This window comes from Acidovorax sp. GW835-FHT14G06 (assembly GCF_058793595.1).
The window spans coordinates 61,174-81,606 of sequence record NZ_JBXAGA010000011.1; the positions used below are offsets into that span (position 1 = coordinate 61,174).

17 protein-coding genes are annotated in these 20,433 nt (G+C 65.8%); 6 read left to right on the forward strand and 11 right to left on the reverse strand.

The annotated features are described in order from the left end of the window. Positions 1 to 11: 11 nt before the first annotated feature. The 4 genes from AC1Q64_RS19100 to AC1Q64_RS19115 all read left to right on the forward strand — a co-directional run bounded on the left by AC1Q64_RS19100 (position 12) and on the right by AC1Q64_RS19115 (position 5,162). Entirely contained in the window at positions 12 to 1,559 is a 1,548-nt protein-coding gene (locus tag AC1Q64_RS19100) for a DNA recombination protein RmuC (protein ID WP_099730484.1), read from the forward strand. Continuing rightward, on the forward strand, positions 1,556 to 2,746 hold the full coding sequence (locus tag AC1Q64_RS19105; RefSeq protein ID WP_444824419.1) for an MFS transporter: 1,191 nt from the start codon (positions 1,556 to 1,558) through the stop codon (positions 2,744 to 2,746). The genes AC1Q64_RS19100 and AC1Q64_RS19105 overlap by 4 nt, the downstream gene beginning before the upstream one ends. 158 nt (positions 2,747 to 2,904) lie before the next feature. Next, complete coding sequence (locus AC1Q64_RS19110; RefSeq protein WP_492252429.1) at positions 2,905 to 4,134, forward strand: surface lipoprotein assembly modifier; 1,230 nt, start codon at positions 2,905 to 2,907, stop codon at positions 4,132 to 4,134. 47 nt (positions 4,135 to 4,181) lie between these two features. After that, entirely contained in the window at positions 4,182 to 5,162 is a 981-nt protein-coding gene (locus AC1Q64_RS19115) for a FecR family protein (protein ID WP_492252430.1), read from the forward strand. A 57-nt stretch (positions 5,163 to 5,219) separates the two neighbouring features. On the opposite strand, the gene AC1Q64_RS19120 is transcribed toward AC1Q64_RS19115, so the two are convergent. From AC1Q64_RS19120 to AC1Q64_RS19140, 5 genes are all read right to left on the reverse strand, one after another. Continuing rightward, positions 5,220 to 6,083 carry an LOG family protein gene (locus AC1Q64_RS19120; RefSeq protein ID WP_108499224.1) on the reverse strand — a complete coding sequence of 288 codons (864 nt, stop codon included), beginning with the start codon at positions 6,081 to 6,083 and terminating at the stop codon, positions 5,220 to 5,222. Positions 6,084 to 6,211: 128 nt separating this feature from the next. Next, entirely contained in the window at positions 6,212 to 6,595 is a 384-nt protein-coding gene (crcB, locus tag AC1Q64_RS19125) for a fluoride efflux transporter CrcB (protein WP_492252431.1), read from the reverse strand. 122 nt (positions 6,596 to 6,717) lie between these two features. Then, positions 6,718 to 8,022, reverse strand: a complete 1,305-nt coding sequence (locus AC1Q64_RS19130; protein ID WP_492252432.1) for a TRAP transporter large permease — start codon at positions 8,020 to 8,022, stop codon at positions 6,718 to 6,720. Positions 8,023 to 8,039: 17 nt separating this feature from the next. Further along, a complete protein-coding gene (locus AC1Q64_RS19135; RefSeq protein WP_056746372.1) occupies positions 8,040 to 8,549 on the reverse strand; it encodes a TRAP transporter small permease in 510 nt (169 codons plus the stop codon). 18 nt (positions 8,550 to 8,567) lie between these two features. Then, a complete protein-coding gene (locus AC1Q64_RS19140; RefSeq protein WP_492252433.1) occupies positions 8,568 to 9,551 on the reverse strand; it encodes a TRAP transporter substrate-binding protein in 984 nt (327 codons plus the stop codon). A 187-nt stretch (positions 9,552 to 9,738) separates the two neighbouring features. On the opposite strand from AC1Q64_RS19140, the gene AC1Q64_RS19145 reads away from it, so the two are divergent. Continuing rightward, positions 9,739 to 10,275 carry a winged helix DNA-binding protein gene (locus AC1Q64_RS19145; protein ID WP_056063673.1) on the forward strand — a complete coding sequence of 179 codons (537 nt, stop codon included), beginning with the start codon at positions 9,739 to 9,741 and terminating at the stop codon, positions 10,273 to 10,275. A 92-nt stretch (positions 10,276 to 10,367) separates the two neighbouring features. Further along, on the forward strand, positions 10,368 to 14,018 hold the full coding sequence (locus tag AC1Q64_RS19150; RefSeq protein ID WP_492252434.1) for a hydantoinase B/oxoprolinase family protein: 3,651 nt from the start codon (positions 10,368 to 10,370) through the stop codon (positions 14,016 to 14,018). 65 nt (positions 14,019 to 14,083) lie between these two features. Here AC1Q64_RS19150 and mnhG read toward each other — a convergent pair whose 3' ends face one another. The 6 genes from mnhG to AC1Q64_RS19180 are packed head-to-tail and all read right to left on the reverse strand — an operon-like array spanning position 14,084 to position 20,327. Further along, positions 14,084 to 14,476, reverse strand: a complete 393-nt coding sequence (gene mnhG / locus AC1Q64_RS19155) for a monovalent cation/H(+) antiporter subunit G (RefSeq protein WP_492252435.1) — start codon at positions 14,474 to 14,476, stop codon at positions 14,084 to 14,086. Further along, positions 14,473 to 14,751: a K+/H+ antiporter subunit F gene (locus AC1Q64_RS19160; protein ID WP_056063664.1), complete on the reverse strand. Its 279-nt coding sequence runs from the start codon at positions 14,749 to 14,751 to the stop codon at positions 14,473 to 14,475. Before AC1Q64_RS19160 ends, mnhG begins: the two co-directional genes overlap by 4 nt. Beyond that, positions 14,748 to 15,299, reverse strand: a complete 552-nt coding sequence (locus AC1Q64_RS19165) for a Na+/H+ antiporter subunit E (RefSeq protein WP_492252436.1) — start codon at positions 15,297 to 15,299, stop codon at positions 14,748 to 14,750. The genes AC1Q64_RS19160 and AC1Q64_RS19165 overlap by 4 nt, the downstream gene beginning before the upstream one ends. Next, positions 15,296 to 17,029 carry a monovalent cation/H+ antiporter subunit D gene (locus tag AC1Q64_RS19170; RefSeq protein WP_492252437.1) on the reverse strand — a complete coding sequence of 578 codons (1,734 nt, stop codon included), beginning with the start codon at positions 17,027 to 17,029 and terminating at the stop codon, positions 15,296 to 15,298. Before AC1Q64_RS19170 ends, AC1Q64_RS19165 begins: the two co-directional genes overlap by 4 nt. Continuing rightward, positions 17,026 to 17,391, reverse strand: coding sequence for a Na+/H+ antiporter subunit C (locus tag AC1Q64_RS19175; RefSeq protein WP_291437417.1), 366 nt, complete (start codon positions 17,389 to 17,391; stop codon positions 17,026 to 17,028). Before AC1Q64_RS19175 ends, AC1Q64_RS19170 begins: the two co-directional genes overlap by 4 nt. Further along, positions 17,382 to 20,327, reverse strand: coding sequence for a monovalent cation/H+ antiporter subunit A (locus AC1Q64_RS19180; RefSeq protein ID WP_492252438.1), 2,946 nt, complete (start codon positions 20,325 to 20,327; stop codon positions 17,382 to 17,384). The genes AC1Q64_RS19175 and AC1Q64_RS19180 overlap by 10 nt, the downstream gene beginning before the upstream one ends. Positions 20,328 to 20,433 lie beyond the last annotated feature (106 nt).

Consider the following 20,433-nt stretch of genomic DNA (forward strand, 5'->3'; position numbering starts at 1 on the left):
CATAGTAAACCTTGGCCACTGACACACTTGTTCTCTTGGCGGCGCTGGCACTGGCGCTGGTCCTTCTCGTGGTGCTCTTGTTGCGCCGTCCCCGCGTGGACCTGCCGCCCGAGTGGCTGGCACGCCTGCAGTCGCTGGAGCAAACCACACAGGCGACGCAGATTGCGGTGGCCAAGAATGATGGCGCGCTGGACGGTATGGGGCAGCAGCTGCGCGGCTTTACCCAGACCACGCAGTCCACGCTGGAGACACTGCGCCATGCCGTGGACGAACGCTTGGCCCAGGCCGTGGCCGAATCCCGCAACGGCCGCGCCGAGCTGTTGGCTGCCTTTGGCGTATTCGAGGCGCGGCTGGAGCAGCGCCTCACGGCCCTGGATGCGGCCACACGCCTCACGCTCGATTCGCTCAAGAGCGACACCCAGTCGCAGCTGGGAGTGATGTCGCAAGCGCTCAAGGACCAGCTCGAAGCCAACGGCTTTCAGATCAAGAACCAGTTTGCGGTGCTGCAAGACGCCGTGTCGCAGCAGCTTACCGGGCTGGTGCAGGGCAGCCAGCACAACGCCGAGCAGCTGCGCACCGCCCTCAACGAGCGCCTGGCCGCTATCCAGGCCGACAACGCCACCAAGCTCGAAGAAATGCGCCGCACGGTGGACGAAAAGCTGCATGCCACGCTGGAGCAGCGCCTGGGCGAGTCGTTCAAGCTGGTGAGCGACCGGCTCGAACAAGTGCACAAGGGCCTGGGCGAAATGCAGACCCTGGCGGGCAGCGTGGGCGACTTGAAGCGCGTGATGACCAACGTGAAGTCGCGCGGCACCTGGGGCGAAATGCAGCTGGGCGCCATCATCGACAACGTGCTCACGCCCGACCAGTTTGCGCGCAACGTCAAGACCGTGCCGGGCAGCGATGAGCTGGTGGAGTTTGCGATCCGCCTGCCCGGCAAGAGCGACGAGCATCCGGTGTGGCTGCCCATCGACTCCAAGTACCCCGTGGAGCAGTACCAGCGCCTGCTAGACGCGCAGGACGCGGCCGACAAGGCAGCCATTCAGTCGGCAGGCAATGCGTTCGAGACGTCGATCAAGCTGGAGGCCAAGAAGATCTTTGCCAAGTATGTGTCGCCCCCACACACCACCGACTTCGCCGTGCTCTACCTGCCCACCGAGGGCCTGTTTGCCGAGGTGATGCGCCGCCCCGGCCTGGTCGAATCCGTGCAGAACGAGTGCCGCGTGATGATCACCGGCCCGGCCAACCTGGCCGCCATGCTCAACAGCCTGCAAATGGGCTTCAAGACGCTGGCGATCGAAAAGCGCTCGTCCGAGGTGTGGAGCCTCTTGGGCATGGTCAAGACCGAGTTCGCCAAGTTTGGCGATGTGGTCGAGGCCACCAAAAAATCCATCGATGCCGCCGCCAAGAAGTTTGACGAGGTGGGGGTGCGCACCCGCGCCATCCAGCGCAAGCTGCGGGATGTGCAGGACCTGCCTGCGCCCGACACGGCCGTGCCGCTGGCAGGGGCCGGTCCATCGGCATTGCCTGGTTTGGATTCCGAGGACGACCTGCCGTGAACTGGGCCCTGGCGCGCCTGATTGCGGGGCAGATCTGCGTGCACGCCTGCATGGCAGGCATGCGACTGGCAGCGCCACTGCTGGCGCTGCGCGAGGGCCACAGTGCAGCAGCCGTGGGGGTGTTGCTGGCATTGTTCGCACTCACGCAGGTTTTTCTGGCCTTGCCCGCAGGGCGCTATGCGGACCGGCACGGCTTGAAGCGCCCCGTGGGCTACGCGGTGGCCCTTGCATCGGCAGGGGCTGCGCTGGCGCTGGTGTTCCCCGTCTTTCCGGTGTTGTGCGTGGCTGCGTTGATGACCGGTGGCGCCACCGGGGCCGCCACCATTGCACTGCAGCGCCATGTGGGGCGCGCTGCGCACGACGCCACGCAGCTCAAGCAGGTGTTCAGCTGGCTGGCCATCGGGCCTGCGGTGTCCAACTTCATCGGGCCTTTCTGCGCGGGGCTCATGATCGACAACGCGGGCAGTGCTGCGGGCAGCACCGAGGGCTATCGCGCCGCCTTTGCCCTGATGGCGGTGTTGCCCCTGCTCACCTGGTTCTGGGTGCGAGACACGGTAGAGCTACCGCCCGTGATTGCCGCCGCGGGCGGCCCCCCGCAGCGCGCGTGGGACCTGATGAACGAACCTCCGTTTCGCCGCTTGCTGCTGGTCAACTGGATCTTGTCCTCGTGCTGGGACGTGCACACCTTCGTGGTCCCGCTGCTGGGGCACGAGCGGGGCCTGTCGGCGTCCGTCATTGGCTCCATCCTGGGGGCGTTTGCGATTGCCGCTGCCGTCATCCGCGTGCTCATGCCCATCGTGGCAGAGCGCCTGCGCGAACGGGTGGTGGTGGCGGGCGCCATGGTCGCTACGGCCGTGCTGTTTGGCGTCTACCCGCTGCTGCACAGCGCGCTGGCCATGGGCGCGTGTTCGGTGCTGCTCGGGTTTGCACTGGGCTCGGTGCAGCCCATGGTGATGAGCCTGCTGCACCAGATCACGCCGCCGGCCCGCCATGGCGAAGCACTGGGCCTGCGGCTCATGGCCATCAACGCATCCAGCGTGCTCATGCCCATGCTGTTCGGCTCCGCCGGGGCCGTGATTGGGGTGGGAGGGCTGTTCTGGGTGGTGGGCTGCGCTGTGGGGGGCGGTGCACGGACGGCGTGGCGCATGGGCGAAAACCACCCCGCAGAGTCCCCCCAAAAAGGGTAAACAGGTGTAAATTGCCCCCACCCGGAAGCGGGTTTCGAGAGGGGGCGTTCATGTACCTGCGAATTTGGTCACGGCGCGTGTTGCCATGGTGCGCGGTTCTGGCCTGGGGAGGCAGTCTGTCATGCGTGGCGCGGGCTGATGACCTTGTACAGCAAGCGTTGGCGCTGGTTCAGCAGGGCCAGGCACTTCAGGCGTTCCGCTTGCTGGATGCGCAGGAGGCCCAGCGCGCTGGCGACCCGGTGTTTGATGCCGCCATGGGCGATGCTGCGCATGCCGCCGGGCAATACACGCGCGCCATCATGGCGCGAGAGCGCTGGCTGGCTGCGCAACCCGACAGCACGGAAGCCCAAGTGGCGCTCGGGCAATCCTTGCAGGCTGTGGGCGACCGCCGGGGCGTGATGGCCTTGCCCGCGCCGGTGCAGGCCGCACTCATTCCGGTGGATGCCGGGCACACGCTGGATCAGTTTCTGTATTCCTACGATCGCCTGGATGCCGGAGGGCGCTCCTCGCTCAAGGGCTACGTGGAGTTGGGCGTCGGCCATGACTCCAATGCCAACGCAGCGCCCGTGGTGGGCGAACTGCAGTCTCCAGTGCCTGGCACCCCGGCGTGGGCGCTGCTGCCCGAGGCCCTGGCGACCTCGGGCAACTATGTGGTGGCGCAAGCGGGGCTGCGGGGGCGGGCGGTGCTCAATTCGCGCTGGTCGGTGGTGGGCACAGCCGTGGGGGCTGCCCGGCACTACGGGGGCACCGCTGACCGGTTCGACCACACAGCACTGGATGGCACCCTGAGCTTGGCATGGCGGGCCGAGCGCCATGAGCTGATTGCGTCTGGCCAAGGGTCTTACTACGCGCTGGACGGCACGCGGTTGCGCACCATGGGCGGGGTGCTGGGTGAATGGATTTACCGCATAGACGGTTTTCGCCAGTGGGGCAGCTTTGTGCAGGTGCTCGACGTGCGTTACCCCGACCAGGCCTTGCGCAATGTGCGCCGCAGCGTGGTGGGCACCTCGTACTCCCATCTGTTTCGCAATGGCTCATCGGCCTATGGGGGCGTGTACGGTGGCCAGGAGCGCGCGCAGGCCAGTGGTGCTGACGCGCTGGGCCATCGGCTGTGGGGCCTGCGGGCGGGGGGGCAGTGGCCCCTGGCGCCTCAGTGGTCGGTATTTGCCAGTGCGGACTGGGAACACCGGCGCTACGGCGGGCAGGACCCGTTTTTTGCGGTCACCCGTACCGACCGGCAGGCCCAGGTGGCTCTGGGGCTGAACTGGACTCCATCGCCTGGGTGGCGGGTCACGCCGCAATGGTCGTTCACGCGCAACGCATCCACGCTGCCCATCACCGACTATGAGCGCCGGGTGTTCTCCATCACCGTGCGCCGGGAGTTCTGAATGCTGTTACGTCGCTGGTCCTGTGCCGATGCACCTGGGAGTTGTCTATGACGTCAGACCAAAAATACGCGCGGCTGGCGCTGCTGATGAGCATGGTGGCGGCGTGGCCGCTGACCGGGCTGGCCGCTGCGGGGCTGGTGCAGTTCACCGTGGGAGATGTGCAGCTGCGGCGGGGCGAGACCTTGTCCCGCCTGTCCAAAGGTGCCGAACTCGATGGTGGAGACGTGGTGCTCACCGGCACCGAAGGAAGGGCACAGATACGGTTCTCCGACGGGGGGCTGGTGGCCTTGTACCCAGACTCGCAATTCACCGTCACCCGATATGCCGACGGTGCAGGAGCGGGCGAAGACCACTTTGTGGTGAACCTGCTGCGGGGGGGGATGCGCGCCCTCACGGGGCTCATCGGCAAACGCAATCCCGCCAACTACAAGGTGGTCACACCGACGGCGGTGGTGGGCATCCGGGGTTCCGCTTTCTTACTGGCCATCGATGCCAACGGCCAGGTGTTCGTCTCAGGGGAGCAGGACGAGATCGAGGTCTGCACCCAGGCGGGCTGTGTGGGTGTGACGGCGGGCGAGGCCGTGCTGGTGGTCTCAGACCGGGACTTGCCTGTCTATACCCATACCCGTGCGTTGTTGCCGGTGCCCCAGGTTCAGACACCCTTACTGGCGGGCGACCAGCTGGATGTGCAGGGGCGCCGCGCCTTTGTCTACATCGTTCCGGCGCCGGTCCCTGTGCCCGTTCCACCGCCGCCAGAAGCCGCGCCGCCGCCAGCGCCCGTGCCGGTTTCACCACCACCTCCCACTGGCACACCGCAGCCGGGCACGCCGGCGCCACCCGCACCTACGCCGACTACGCCACCGCCACCGCCACCCACGCGGCCTACGGCACCGCCGGTGACAACGGCACCGCCGCCTGCCACGACGGCGCCACCGCCGCCGACAGTGCGGCCGCCTATCGTGTTCATCCCGGTCCTGCCGATCATCCTGCGCCCGCCACCTCCGCCGCCACCGCCTGTCATCAGGTAGCAGAAATAGGCCTCAACACTCCACCGACACGTGCGTGCGTCGGTGGAGGGTTAACTTTCAGAGCTTGTAAAACGCCCGGATCAGGTCCCAGGCCTCCTGTGGGTCATCGGTGTAGTGAAACAGGTTGAGGTCCTGCGCGGAGATGGTGCCTTCTTCCACCAGCACGTCGAAGTTGATGAGGCGTTTCCAGTAGTCGGTGCCGAACAACACGATGGGTACAGGTTTGGCCTTTTTGGTCTGGACCAGGGTCAGCACTTCAAACAGCTCGTCCAGCGTGCCAAAGCCGCCAGGAAAGGCCACCAGCGCCTTGGCGCGCATCATGAAATGCATCTTGCGCAGCGCGAAGTAGTGGAACTTGAAGGACAGTGAGGGCGAGATGAAGCGGTTGCCGCTTTGCTCGTGGGGCAGGGCGATGTTCAGGCCCACGTTCAGCGCACCCGCATCGTGGGCGCCCCGGTTGGCGGCCTCCATGATGCCTGGGCCGCCACCGGTGCAGATGTAGATGCGGTCGGCAGGGCGCTGGCGTTCGCTGTAGTCGGCCACCAGCTTGGCGAACTGGCGGGCCAGGTCGTAATAGCCCGCGTTGCGCACAGCCAGGCGCGCGCGGCGCACGCGTTCGGCGTCGCCACTGGCTTCGGCCTCGGCCAGCTGTGCTGCGGCTTCGTCGGGTGCGACGAAGCGAGCGCTGCCATACACCACCACGGTGCTTTCAATGCCTTGTTCGGCCTGGCCCAGGTCGGGCTTGAGCATTTCGAGCTGAAAGCGGATGCCCCGGGTTTCGCGGCGAAACATGAATTCGGGGTCCGCAAAGGCCATGCGGTTGGCGTCGGCCTGCAGGGGGTTGCCGTTGTGGGCGTGGTTGTGCAGCTCGGCCCAGGCATCGGCCAGGCGGCGTTCGTTGAGTTGGGTGTTGGATTCCATGAGGGGCTCGCGTATCGGTAGATGAACAGAGAAGAAAGGGGCGGCACCGGCAGCAGCGGTAGCAGCGGGTATGGGCCCATGCAGCGTGGCGTGGATTGATGACGAAATGACGTGCTAGTGCAGGAATATCAAGCGCGAGATGCTATGAAATACGAAGCAGTTTGCATGCCAAGCACCGTGAGGCCCAGGGAGCCCAGCAGGTGCAGTGCGGTGGTGCCCAGCGCCAGGGCGTAGCGCTGCACCATCAGCATCTCAACGACTTCGGCCGAGAAGCTGGAAAACGTGGTGAGAGCGCCCAGGAATCCTGTGGCCAGTGCCAGTCGCCACACAGGGTCGAGTTGCGGCATTGCGTGGAACACAGCGACGCACACCCCGATGAGGTAGCCACCCACCAGATTGGCGGCCACCGTGCCCCAGGGAATGAGCCCCCCGGGGCTGAGCCACAGACCCAGGCGCCAGCGCGCCAGTGCGCCCACACAGGCGCCGATGCAGATGGCAATAACGTTCAACATCGGGCCATTGTCGCCGGATTTTTGGAGCGTCGGACTGGCTCCTCTCCATCCCTCAAAACGCCAAGCGGGGCGTCCCCGGTGGGGGCGCCCCGCTTGGCTGTGCCTGCTGGCGGCAGGTGCGTTCAGCGTGCCGACATCTGCTGCGGCAGCCAGGTCACAATGCCGGGGAAGACATAGATCAACGCCACAGCGCCACACATCAGGAAGAACATGGGCATGGCCACCTTGGCGATCCAGGGCAGCTGGCGGCCTGTCATGCCCTGCAGCACAAACAGGTTGAAGCCCACGGGAGGAGTGATCTGCGCCATCTCCACCACCAGCACGATGAAGATGCCGAACCAGATGGTGTCGATGCCGGCGGCCTGCACCGTGGGCATGAGTACGCCCATGGTCAGCACCACCATCGAGATGCCGTCCAGAAAGCAGCCCAGGATGATGTAGAAAACCGCCAGCGCCACGATGAGCTGCGCCTGGTTCAAGCCCAGCGACGCGATCCATTCCGCCAGGTGGCGTGGCAAGCCGATGTAGCCCATGGCCAGCGTGAGAAAAGCGGCTCCGGCCAGGATCAGCGCGATCATGCAGTACAGGCGCGTGGCGCCCATCAGCGAGTCCTTGAACGTGCCCCAGGTCATCGAGCCCTGCACGGCCGACAGCACCAGCGAGCCCACCACACCCACGGCCGCGGCCTCGGTGGCGGTGGCAAAACCGGTGTAGATACTGCCTAACACGGCTGCAATCAGCAGCACTACGGGGATCAGGCTGCGCGACTCCGACAGCTTTTGCATGAAGGTCATGCGCACGTCGGCAGCAGGCACTTGCTCGGGGTGGCGCAGTGCCCAGACCATGATGTAGCCCGAGAACAAGGCGGCCAGCAAGATGCCCGGCAGCACGCCCGCAATGAACAGCTGCGAGATGGACACCTCGGCTGACACGCCGTAAACGATCATGATGATCGACGGGGGTATCAGCAGGCCGAGAGTGCTGGCCCCGGCCAGCGTGCCCACCACCATGTGCTCGGGGTAGCCGCGGCGCGTCAGCTCGGGCAGTGTCATCTTGCCAATGGTGGCGCAGGTGGCGGCGCTCGACCCCGACACGGCGGCGAAGATGGTGCAGCCCACCACGTTGGTGTGCAGCAGCCGGCCGGGCAGCGCCTGTACCCATGGGGCAAGGCCCTTGAACATGTCTTGCGACAAACGGGTGCGAAACAGGATTTCGCCCATCCAGATGAACAGGGGCAGGGCGGTGAGGGTCCAGCTGGAGGCGCTGCCCCAGATGGTCACGGCCATCGCATCGCCCGCCGGGCGGGCGGAGAACAGCTGCATGGCGATCCAGGCGACGCCTGAGAGGGTGAGCCCGATCCATACGCCGCTGCCCAGAATCAGGAACAGCGACAGTACGAGCAGGCCGGTTATGGCGAGGTCACTCATGGTAGGTTGTGCCGGGTTTATTCATTGCGCAATGCTTCGCCAGAGGAGGCATCCACACGCTTGCCCATCATCTCCAGCACCAGCTCGTCCAGGAACGCGATCGCCAGAATCACCGTGCCCAAGGCCATGGCGATCTGCGGAATCCACAGAGGCGTGGCGTCGCTGCTGGTGGAGATGTCGTGAAACTCGTGCGACTGCCAGGCCAGCTTGCAGCTGTACACCGCGAACAGCACGGCCAGCAGGGTGGCAATTGCCAAAGCCCAGATCTCGAACGCCTTCTTGGCGCCGCCCTTCAGAAAGTTGAGCAGCAGCGTGACGCGGATGTGCTCGCCGCGCTTCAAGGTGTGGGCGAGCGCCAAGAAGCCCGATGCGGCCATCAGATAGCCCGCATAGGCATCCGTGCCCGGCACGTGGAAGTGGAACTGGCGGCTGGCGATGGACAGCAGCACCATCCCCAACAAGCCGACCATGAAAAGCGCCGCCAGGGCGGCGGCGCTGTCGTACAGAAAGTCCAGCAGACGACGCATGTGCGTGGGCGCCTGGGCTTACTTGCGGTAGGCGTCGATGAGCGCCTTGCCTTCGGGGCCGGCCTTGTCCAGCCATTCCTTGAGCATGGTGTCACCCACCTTGGCCATGTCGGCCTTCAGCGCGGCCGGTGGGGTCACCACGTCCATGCCATTGGCCTTGAGCTTGGCGACGGTGTCGGTGTTGACCTTGGCACTGTTGGCCCAGCCGCGTGCTTCGGCGTCGGCACCGGCCTTCAGCAGCGCGTCCTGGCTGGGCTTGTCCAGCGCGTCAAACGCCTTCTTGTTCACCAGCACGGCGTTCTTGGGCAGCCAGGCCTGGGTGTCGTAGTAGAACTTGAGGTGCTCGTACAGCTTGCTGTCCACGCCGGTGGCGCCCGAGGTCATGGTCGATTCGACCACGCCCGTGGCAAGGGCTTGCGAGAACTCTGCGGCCTGCACCGTCACAGGCTGTGCGCCGACCAGCTCGGCAATGCGCGCGGTGGCAGGGCTGTAGGCGCGCCACTTGATGCCCTTGAGGTCAGCGGCAGAGGCCAACGGCTTCTTGGTGTAGATGCCTTGTGGAGGCCAGGCCACGGCGTACAGCAGCATCATTCCCTGCTCAGCCAGTTTCTTTTCCAGGAAGGGCTTTTGCGCGGCGTAGAGCTTCTTGGAGGCGTCGTAGCTGTCGGCCAGGAAGGGCAGGCCATCCACGCCAAACAGCTGCCATTCGTTCTGGAAGTTGGCCAGCAGAATCTCGCCCATCTGCGCCTGGCCGCCTTGCACAGCGCGCTTGATTTCAGGGGCCTTGAACAGCGCGGCGTTGGCATGCACCGTGATCTTGAGCTTGCCGCCCGTGGCCTTGTCCACATCGCCGGCCAGCTGCACCATGTTTTCGGTGTGGAAGTTGGTGGCAGGGTAGGCGGCGGCCAGGTCCCACTTGGTCTGGGCGAATGCCGAGGTGGCAGACAGGCCCGCAGCCAGTGTCAGGGCGAGTGCGGTCACGGGGAAGATTCGACGCTTCATGGATATTGCTCCGCAGGGTTGTATGTACAAGATTGGATGTAACAAATCACTGTATCGGAAGCCGATCCGATTGCGATAGGTGTTTTGCCTAAACGCTGACAAATTGCCAACAAATTACCATCGACTTGCCTACAATGCCCCATGCATATCCCGTGCCAATGACAGAACCCGCAGGCCTGAACCCGCCATGAAATCTGACGCCAAGCCCAAGGCCAAAACCGACTCCGGTCCCATCGTGTCGTCGGCGCATCTGGTGTCGGCGCAGAGTGCAGAGATGAGCGAGTTCGAGTTCGGCCTCATCGTGGCGGGCAACGCGTTCCACCGCTGGGTGGTGCACTGCATGGCGGCGGCGGGCCTCAAGGACCTGACGCCGCTCGACGTGGTGGTGCTGCACCACGTCACGCACCGTGCCCGCGACAAGCGACTGGCCGACATCTGCTTCATCATGAACGTGGAAGACACGCACCTGGTGAACTACTCACTCAAAAAGCTGCAGACCCTGGGCGTGGTCGCCTCTCAGAAGAACGGCAAGGAAGTCACCTACGCCGCCACCGACACCGGCCGCGCCTATGTGCAGCGCTACCGCGAGATCCGCGAGAGCTGCCTCATCGATGCCTTGAATGCCGATGACGCGCTGAACCGCGACATCGGCGAACTGGCCCGTTTGCTGCGTGTGCTCTCGGGCATGTATGACCAGGCAGCGCGCTCCGCAGCGTCGCTGTGACAACCTGCCCCTGGTTTCTGGTTTTTTGAATGAAATGCAGCTGTAGTGCAGGTATTGAATGCGCTGTCAGCTATTGATTAGATAGCATCATCATGTCCCAACAAGTTTCTCCTTTGTCCCGCTGGCAGTTCTGGATCGACCGGGGCGGCACCTTCACCGACGTGGTGGGAAAGCGCCCGGACGGCACCTTGGTCACGCACAAGCTGCTGTCCGAGAACCCCGAGCAGTACAAGGACGCTGCGGTGGCCGGCATTCGCCACCTGTTGGGCCTGGCGCCAAGCGAGCCGGTGACCCCTGCGCTGGTGGAGTGCGTGAAGATGGGCACCACCGTGGCCACCAACGCCCTGCTGGAGCGCAAGGGCGAGCCCACGCTGCTCATCACCACCAAGGGCTTCAAGGACGCGCTGCGCATTGCGTACCAGAACCGCCCCCGTTTGTTTGACCGCCACATCGTGCTGCCCGAGCTGCTCTATGAGCGCGTCGTCGAAGCGCAGGAGCGCATGGGTGCTCAGGGCGAAGTGATCGAGCCGCTGGATAAAGCCCACCTGAAGGAACGCCTGTGGGCGGCCTACGACGCGGGCCTGCGCAGCGCGGCCATCGTGTTCATGCACGGCTACCGCTACACAGCGCACGAAGAAGCCGCCGCCCGCATCGCGCGCGAAATCGGCTTTACGCAGGTGAGCGCATCGCACGCCACCAGCCCCATGATGAAGCTGGTGAGCCGGGGCGACACCACGGTGGTGGATGCGTACCTGTCGCCCATCCTGCGCCGCTATGTGGACCAGGTGGCGAGCGAAATGCCGGGCGTGAAGCTGTTCTTCATGCAGTCGTCGGGCGGCCTCACCGATGCGCAGGTTTTCCAGGGCAAGGACGCGATCCTCTCAGGCCCCGCAGGCGGCATCGTCGGCATGGCGCGCACGGCAGGCCTGGCGGGCCACGACAAGGTCATCGGCTTTGACATGGGGGGCACCAGCACCGACGTGAGCCACTATGCAGGCGAGTTCGAGCGCGAGTTCGAGACCCAAGTGGCGGGCGTGCGCATGCGGGCGCCCATGATGAGCATCCACACCGTGGCGGCCGGCGGCGGCTCCATCCTCGGCTTTGATGGCGCACGCTTCCGCGTCGGCCCCGAAAGCGCGGGCGCCAACCCTGGCCCCGCCAGCTACCGCCGGGGCGGCCCGCTGGCCGTGACGGATGCGAACGTGATGGTGGGCAAGATCCAGCCTGCACACTTCCCCAAGGTGTTTGGCCACGCGGCCAACGAGGCGCTCGATGGCGATGCGGTGGCACAGAAGTTTGGGGATCTCGCCGCCCAAACCGGTCGCAAGGCCGAAGACGTAGCCCATGGCTTCATTCAGATCGCCGTGCAGCAGATGGCCAATGCCATCAAGAAGATCAGCGTGGCACGCGGCTACGACGTGACGCGCTACACGCTGCAGTGTTTTGGCGGCGCGGGCGGCCAGCATGCGTGTTTGGTGGCCGACGCGCTGGGCATGACGCGCGTGTTTGTGCATCCGCTGGCGGGGGTACTCAGCGCCTACGGCATGGGCCTGGCGGATCAGAACGTGATCCGCGAACAGGCGGTGGAAACCAAGCTCGTGCCGGACGCGTTGCCCGGCATCGAGGCCACGCTGGAGCAACTGGCCACCACCGCGCGCACCGAGCTGGAGCGCCAGCAGGTGGGCGCGGGCACTGCTGTGGTGCACCGCCGCGTGCATGTGCGCTATGAGGGCAGCGACTCCGCGCTCATCGTGCCATTCGGCTCGCTGGCCGAAATCACCGCCGCGTTCGAGAACGCCTACCGCCAGCGTTTTGCCTTCCTCATGCAGGGCAAGGGCCTGGTGGTGGAGGCTGTGTCGGTCGAGGCCGTGGTGCCCGGCGATGCCCCCGTGGAGCCACGCCACACGCTGCAGCCCGCGCGCGAGGTGCCGCGCCGCAGCACCGTGCGCATGTACACCGGTGGCATCGATGGCGTTGCAGCATGGCACGACGCCGCCCTGGTGGTGCGCGAGGATCTGCGCCCGGGTGACGTGATCCCCGGCCCGGCCATCATTGCCGAGAAGAACGCTACAACAATAGTGGAGCCCGGCTGGGAGGCCGCGCTGACCGACCTGGACCACCTGCTGCTCAACCGCCGCGTGGCGCGCGCCGTGCAGCATGCCGTGGGCACCACGGTGGACCCGGTGCTGCTGGAGGTGTTCAACAACCTGTTCATGAACATTGCCGAGCAGATGGGGCTGCAGCTGCAGAACACGGCGTACTCGGTGAACATCAAAGAGCGCCTGGACTTCAGCTGCGCGCTGTTTGACACCGCCGGCAACCTGATCGCCAACGCGCCCCACATGCCCGTGCACCTGGGCAGCATGGGCGAGAGCATCAAGACCGTGATCCGCGAGAACGCGGGCCGCATGCAGCCCGGCGATGTGTTCGTGCTCAACGACCCGTACCACGGTGGCACGCACCTGCCGGACATAACGGTCATCACGCCGGTCTACATCGCCAACGAGGCCGAGCCCACGTTCTATGTGGGCAGCCGGGGCCACCACGCCGATGTGGGCGGCACCACGCCGGGCTCCATGCCGCCGTTCTCCACGCGCATTGAAGAAGAGGGCGTACAGATCAACAACGTGAAGCTGGTGGAATGCGGCACCTTGCGGGAACGCGAGATGATTGCGTTGCTGGAAAGCGGCGAATACCCCAGCCGCAACCCCCAGCAGAACATGGCCGACCTGCGCGCGCAGATCGCCGCCAACGAGAAAGGCCAGCAGGAGCTGCGTCGCATGGTGGCCGAGTTTGGCCTGGACGTGGTGCAGGCCTATATGCGCCATGTGCAGGACAACGCCGAAGAGTCCGTGCGCCGTGTCATCACACGGCTCAAGGATGGTGCGTTCACGCTGCCTCTGGACAACGGCGCGCAGATCAGTGTGGCCGTGAAGGTGGATGCAGCGAGCCGCAGCGCCACCATCGACTTCACCGGCACCAGCCCGCAGCAGATGAACAACTTCAACGCGCCCACGGCGGTGTGCATGGCGGCGGTGCTGTATGTGTTCCGCACGCTGGTGGATGACGACATTCCGCTGAACGCGGGGTGCCTGAAGCCACTGAACGTCATCATCCCGCCCGGCAGCATGCTCAACCCGAACCCGCCAGCCTCAGTGGTGGCGGGCAATGTGGAGACTTCCACCTGCATCACCAATGCGCTGTATGGCGCGTTGGGCCTGATGGCGGCGGGGCAGTGCACCATGAACAACTTCACGTTTGGCAGCACGCGCTACCAGTACTACGAGACCATCTCGGGCGGCAGCGGCGCGGGTGGTGTGTGGAATGCCAACGGGCAGTTGGTGGGCGGGTTTGGTGGCACCAGCGTTGTGCAGTGCCACATGACCAACTCGCGCCTGACGGACCCCGAGGTGCTGGAGTTCCGCTTTCCGGTGCGGCTGGAGGGTTACGAGATCCGCAAGGGATCGGGCGGTGCCGGGCAGTGGAAAGGTGGCGACGGCGGCGTGCGCCGTGTGCGCTTTCTGGAGCCCATGACGGCCAGCATCTTGTCCAACGGCCGCCACCATGGCGCGTTTGGCATGGCGGGCGGTCAGCCGGGCGCCGTGGGTATCAACAAGGTGGTGCGCAGCGATGGCCGGGTGGAGCTGCTGGATCACATCGGCCAGGCAGAGATGCAGCCGGGCGATGTGTTCGAGATTCACACCCCCGGCGGTGGCGGGTTTGGTGTGCCTGGGGCGAAATAAGAGCCAAAACTGTTGCAGGCGCTTGTTTTATATGCGCCTGAAGCTATCAAATCAGGAGTAACTGATCAGGAGTCTTTGGCTTCTGTGCTCCCATCCACCTTGGGTTGGCTCAGGCTGGGCGGCACGTCGCGCCCGGCTTGCCGTGCGCGGAACAGCGCCGCGCGCATGAGAAAGATCGACATCACCGGCACCGTGATCGCCACGAACACGGCGATCAGCAGCGCATGCAACGCCAGGCTACCATCGGCCACCGAGAAGTACAGCACCGTGGCATGCACGATCAGCCAGCAGCCCAGCGTGGCAATGATGGAGGGTGCGTGCACACGTTCAAAAAAGGTCGGCAGGCGCAGCAGGCCGATGGAGCCTAGCAGGGCCAGCGCGGCACCGGCCAGCACCAGCACGGCCACGATGATTTCGAGCCACAGCGGAAGAACAGCGGTGGTGGCGGCTTCGGTCATTCGATCACCTCGCCGCGCAGCAAAAACTTGGCCATGGCCATGGAGCCGACAAAGCTGAACAGCGCCAGCAGCAGGGCGGCCTCGAAGTAGTTCTTGCTGCCATACAGCAGGCCCAGCACGAGCATCACCAGCATGCCGCTCAGGTACATGCAGTCGAGCGCCAGCACGCGGTCTTGTGCGGACGGTCCCTTGAGCAGTCGGATCAGCGCGCAGCCCATGGCCAGTGCCAGCATGAGCAGGGCGGCCGGCAGGGCCCAGTCCAGCACGGGGGTCATTCAAAAATCTCCATCAAGGGGGCTTCGTAGCGCTGCTTCACGTCAGCGATCACCGTGGCGGGGTCGTCCAGCTCCAGCACGTGCAGTAGCAGCATGCTGCGGTCCAGCGAAATCTCTGCCCACGCGGTGCCCGGCGTGATGCACACGATCATCGCCAGCACGGCCAATGCATTGGGGTCCCGCACGTCCAGGGGGATATGCACAAAGCCCGCCGGATACCGCCTGCGGCCCGGCGTCAGCAGCAGGCGCGCCACGGCCAGGTTGGAGCGGGTGGTGTCTGCCACCACCGCAAGCGCCAGGCGCAATACGGCACCTGGCTTGCGGATACGCACCGGAAGCGGGCGCAGCCCGGCGGTGAGCAGCGGGATGGCCAGTGCCAGCACCGTGCCCAGCACGAAGTGGCCCGCGCTCAGGCTGCGGTTGAGCAGCAGCCACAGGCCCAGCAGCGCCACCGATAGCAGCGGGGCTGGCACCAGGCGCCTCAATAGACCAGGGCGTGATGGAATGTCTGGGGCGTTGGATGCCGCCGATGGGCCTGGTTGGGTCATGGCTTGTCCCCCGGTAACGTAGTTTCAGGCGTTGCCGCAGGCGAAGGTGCGACGGGCGCGGCGGTCATCACGGCACCCACATAGGTGGCAGGCGCATGCAGGGCATTGGCGGTGGCTTGTGTGTAGCGCATCACCGCACCGGCCTGCCACACCAGCGCCACGCAGGCCAGCAGCAGCAGGGCAATGGGCAGTCCCTCCAGCACCAGGAGCTGGGGAGAAGCCCGACCCTGGGCCGACCAGAAGTGGCGGATGCCTGCGCGCGTCAGGGCCAGCAGCGCTAGCAGCCCCGAGCCCACCAGCAGCGCCACCAGCATCCAGCCCGCAGCGCCCAGGCGAAAGCCCTGGGCCGCGCCCAGCCCCAGCGGGTTGAGCAGCGCATGGATCATGGCGAACTTGCCCACAAAGCCGGGCAAGGGTGGCAGGCCTGCAATGACCAGCGTGCAGGCCATGAACGCCAAGCCCAGAAACGCCGCGGCGGCGGGGATGACCTGGCCGATCAGCGCCTGTTCCTTGTCGTCCAGGTTCATGCCTTCTGTGGGCACCAGATCGGCCGACAGGAACGGCGCGTCGTCCGTCTGTTCATACGGAGCCAGGTTGGCACCGTTGTTGCGCCAGCGGTCGATCAGGTCTGTAAGCAAAAACAGCGCGCTCACGGCCAGGGTGGAGCTGAGCATGTAGTACAGCAAACCGCCCGTGAGCAGGTTCTGCCCAAAGCCCACGGCCGCCAGCAGCGTGCCCGACGACAGAATGGCGCTGAAGCCCGCAAGGTGCCCCAGCCGCTGCGAGCCGAGCATGCCGATCGCACCAAAGGCCATGGTCAGCATGCCGCCGCCAATGAGCCACTGGCTGCCAAACTGGGCGGAATCGCCGGCCTCGGAGCCGAACAGCAGCGTCCACAGCCGCAGCACGCTGTATACGCCCACCTTGGTCATGAGCGCAAACAGGGCTCCCACCGGCGCGGTGGCCGCGCTGTAGGCGGGCACCAGCCAGAAGTTGAGCGGCCACACCGCGGCCTTGATGAGGAAGGCCACCGCCATAATGGCGGCGGCCGCATGCAGCAGCCCCCGGTCTGCGGCGGCCACGCCCGCAATGCTCTGCGCCAGGTCGGCCATGTTGAGCGTGCCGGTGATACCGTAGAGCATCGACACCCCGATGAGGAACAGCGATGAGGCGGCGAGGTTGATGGCGATGTAGTGCAGCCCCGCCGACACGCGCGGGCGGCCCGAGCCATGCAGCAGCAGGCCGTATGAGGCGGCCAGCATGATCTCGAAGAACACGAACAGGTTGAACAGGTCGGCGGTGAGAAACGCCCCCGCCAGCCCCATGAGCTGGAACTGGAACAACGGGTGAAAGTGCACGCCCGCCCGGTGCCAGCGCGCGGCCGAGAACAGTACCGTGGCGAGCGCCACCGTACTCGTCAGCACCAGCATCATGGCCGACAGGCGGTCGATGACCAGCACGATGCCGAACGGCGCCGGCCAGTTGCCCGGCAGGTACACGCCCAGGCTGGTCTGCACGCTGGGCTCCTTGGCCTGCACCAGCAGCAACACGGCCACCACCAGGCCCACCAGGGTCGAGGCGATGTTGAGCGTGACCTTGGTGCGCTGGCGCTCCTCGCGCAGCAGCAGCATGAGCCCGGCCGTGAGCAAGGGCAGAGCGATGGGCGCGAGGATCAGGTGCGGCATCAACCACGCGGTGACCGAGGCGGTGACGCTGGTACCTCCCGTCATGGCATTTCCTGCACTTCTTTACCCTTGGTACCGTCCACATGGTCGGTGCCTGCCATGCCACGCGATGCCAGCAGCACCACGAGGAAGAGGGCGGTCATGGCAAAGCCGATCACGATGGCCGTGAGGGTAAGGGCCTGGGGCATGGGGTCGGCATAGTGGGCCAAGTCCTGCGGCACCCCGGGCTGCAGCACGGGCTCCTTGTCAATCGCGAGGCCCAGGCGCCCCATGCTGAATATGAACAGGTTGACGGCGTACGACAGCAGCGACAGGCCCATGATGACCTGGAAGGTGCGGGGGCGCAGCAGCAGCCATACGCCGGAGCCGGTGAGCACGCCAATGGCCAGGGCCAGTATCAGTTCCATGGACCTTCTCCGGGTGTGGCGGCGGCCTCGGCCTCGTCGGCCGCGCGTGCGTTGTTGTAGCGGTGGCTGCGCACCGACTGGTGGGCAATGCCGGTGAGGATGAGCATGGTGGAGCCCACCACCAGGGTGAACACGCCGATGTCAAAGAACAGCGCGCTGGCCACATGGATCTCACCCACCACGGGCAGCGAGAAGTGCGCGGTGTGGCTGGTCAGAAACGGATAGCCCCAGGCCAGCGCGCCCATGCCTGTGGCCAGCGCTGCCAGCAGGCCCATGCCGATCCAGCGGCGCGGGTACAGCGGAAGGTGGGCCTCGACCCAGGAGGTGCCCGAGACGATGTACTGCAGCAGCAGCGCCACCGAGAACACCAGCCCCGCCACAAATCCGCCGCCAGGCTCGTTGTGCCCGCGCATGAAAAGGTACACCGCCACCAGTGTGGCAAAGGGCAGCAGCAAGCGCACCAGCACGGCGGGCACCATGAGGTAGCCGACGGCAGTGTCGGTGGTCTGGCGCGGGTTGGAGAGGTCCGTTGCTACATCGGCGGGCACGGCGCGCTGCTGGGGTGGCAGGTCCATCACCTCGCGTGCGGGCCGAAAGCGCCGCAGCAGCGCATACACGGTGAGCGCCACGATGCCTAGCACCACGATCTCGCCAAAGGTGTCAAAGCCCCGGAAATCCACCAGCATCACGTTGACCACGTTGGTGCCACCGCCGTCGGTGAGCGCGTGTTCCAAGAAAAAGGTGGAGGTGCTGTCGGGGAACGGGCGGCTCATCATCGCGAACGACAGCAGGGCCATGCCACCGCCTGTGGCCAGCGTCAGCGCCAGGTCGCGGTAGCGGCGCAGCTGGGTGCGCCGCTCTTCGGCCAGCGTGGGCACGCGCAGGCTTTCGTCCCGTCGGGGCAGCCAGCGCAGGCCCAGCAGGATGAGGATGGTGGTCACCACCTCCACCACGATCTGCGTGAGCGCCAGATCGGGCGCCGAGAACCACAGGAAGGTCAGGCACACGCACAGCCCGGAGCCGCCCAGCAGTGTCAGGGCCGCCAGCCGGTGGTACTTGGCCTGCCACGCCGCTGCCACGGCGCACACCGCACCCAGCAGCCACAGCAGCGCAAAGGCGGGCGACAGTGGCAACTGCACCCGGTCGCCAATTGGAAAGCCTCGCGCCCACAGGGGCAGGGTGCCTGCCACCAGGGCGGCGCAAACCAGCCACAGCATCTGCCACTGCAGGCGGCCGGTACTCAGCAGCCGGCGGCCATTGCGGCCGGTGAGGCTCAGCACGGCCAGCGTGGCCTCAAAGGCCCGCTGGCCGCTGATGCGCTGCATGACGGGTGGCGCATCGATAGCGCCTTTTTCGCGCTGCCAGCGCAGCAACGCGTACAGCGCTATCCCCCCGCCCAGGGCCACCAAGCTCATCACAAAAGGGGTGTTGAACCCATGCCAGACCGCCAGGCTGTACGTGGGCAGCTCGCCCCCCACCACGGGCCGCGCGGCAGCGGCCAGGTAGGCCCCCACCGACCATGCGGGCAGCGTACCCACCACGAGGCAGGCCAGCACCAGCAGCTCCACTGGCACACGCATCCAGTGCGGGGGCTCGTGGGGTGGGCGTGGCAGGTCGGTAGCGGGCGGGCCAAAGAACACATCCACCGTGAAGCGCAGCGAGTACGCCACGCTGAACATGCCGGCCACCGTGGCCGCCACGGGCAGCAGCCATTCGAGCAACGGCGTGGTGTTCACGTACACCGTCTCGGCAAAGAACATTTCCTTGGACAGGAAGCCGTTGAGCAGTGGCACGCCCGCCATGGCCGCGCTGGCCACCATGGCCAGGGTGGCGGTGATCGGCATCATGGTGCGCAGGCCCGACAGGCGCCGTATGTCGCGTGTGCCACTTTCATGGTCCACGATGCCCACGGCCATGAACAGCGAGGCCTTGAAGGTGGCGTGGTTCATGATGTGGAACACGGCGGCCACGGCGGCCAGCGGGCTGTTCAGGCCCAGCAGCAGCGTGATGAGGCCCAGGTGCGAAATGGTCGAGTACGCCAGCAGGCCCTTGAGATCGTTCTGGAACATGGCCGCATAGCCGCCCACCAGCAACGTGGCCAGGCCCGCTCCACCCACCAGCCAGAACCACTGCTCCGTGCCCGCGAGCGCCGGCCACAGGCGCGCCAGCAGGAATACACCGGCCTTGACCATGGTGGCCGAGTGCAGGTAGGCCGACACGGGCGTAGGCGCCGCCATGGCGTTGGGCAGCCAGAAGTGAAACGGGAACTGTGCGCTTTTGGTGAGTGCCCCCAGCAGAATCAGGACGAGCGCGGTGGTGTACAGCGGGTGGTTCTGGATGAGCTGGCCCGCGACGAGCACATGGTCGAGGTCATAGCTACCCACAATGTGACCCAGCACCAGCATGCCCGCCAGCATCGCCAACCCGCCCGTGCCAGTCACCGTCAGCGCCATGCGCGCACCGCGCCGCGCATCCTTGCGGTGGTGCCAATAGCCGATCAGCAAGAAGGAGAACAGGCTGGTCAGCTCCCAGAAGAATGCAATCTGGATGATGTTGCCCGAGAGCACCAAGCCCGCCATCGCGCCCATGAACGCCAGAAAAAACGAGAAGAAGCGCGGCACGGGGTCGGCCGCCGACATGTAGTAGCGCGCGTACAGCACCACCAGGCTGCCCACGCCCAGCACCAGCATGCAGAACATCCAGGCAAAGCCATCCATGCGGATGACGAGGTTCAAGCCCAGCGCAGGCAGCCAGGTCAGCTCTTGCCGGATCACGCCGCCGTCCGCAATCTCCGGGAAGTAGAGCGCCGCCTGCACGGTGCAGAACAGGGCGATGAGTCCTGCCAGGGTGGACTCGGTATTGCGGGCGTTGGAGGGCAGAACCGCTGCCAGCAGGCTGCCGATGAAGGGGAGAAGGATGAGCGTGATCAGGGGCATGCGCGATTGATTTTAGGGGCAGCTCCTAAAAACCCTGCCCGCCCCTTGCTGTCGCGCATCCCCTGCCGCAAAAAAACAAGCCCGCTGGAGCGGGCTTGCTGCTTGT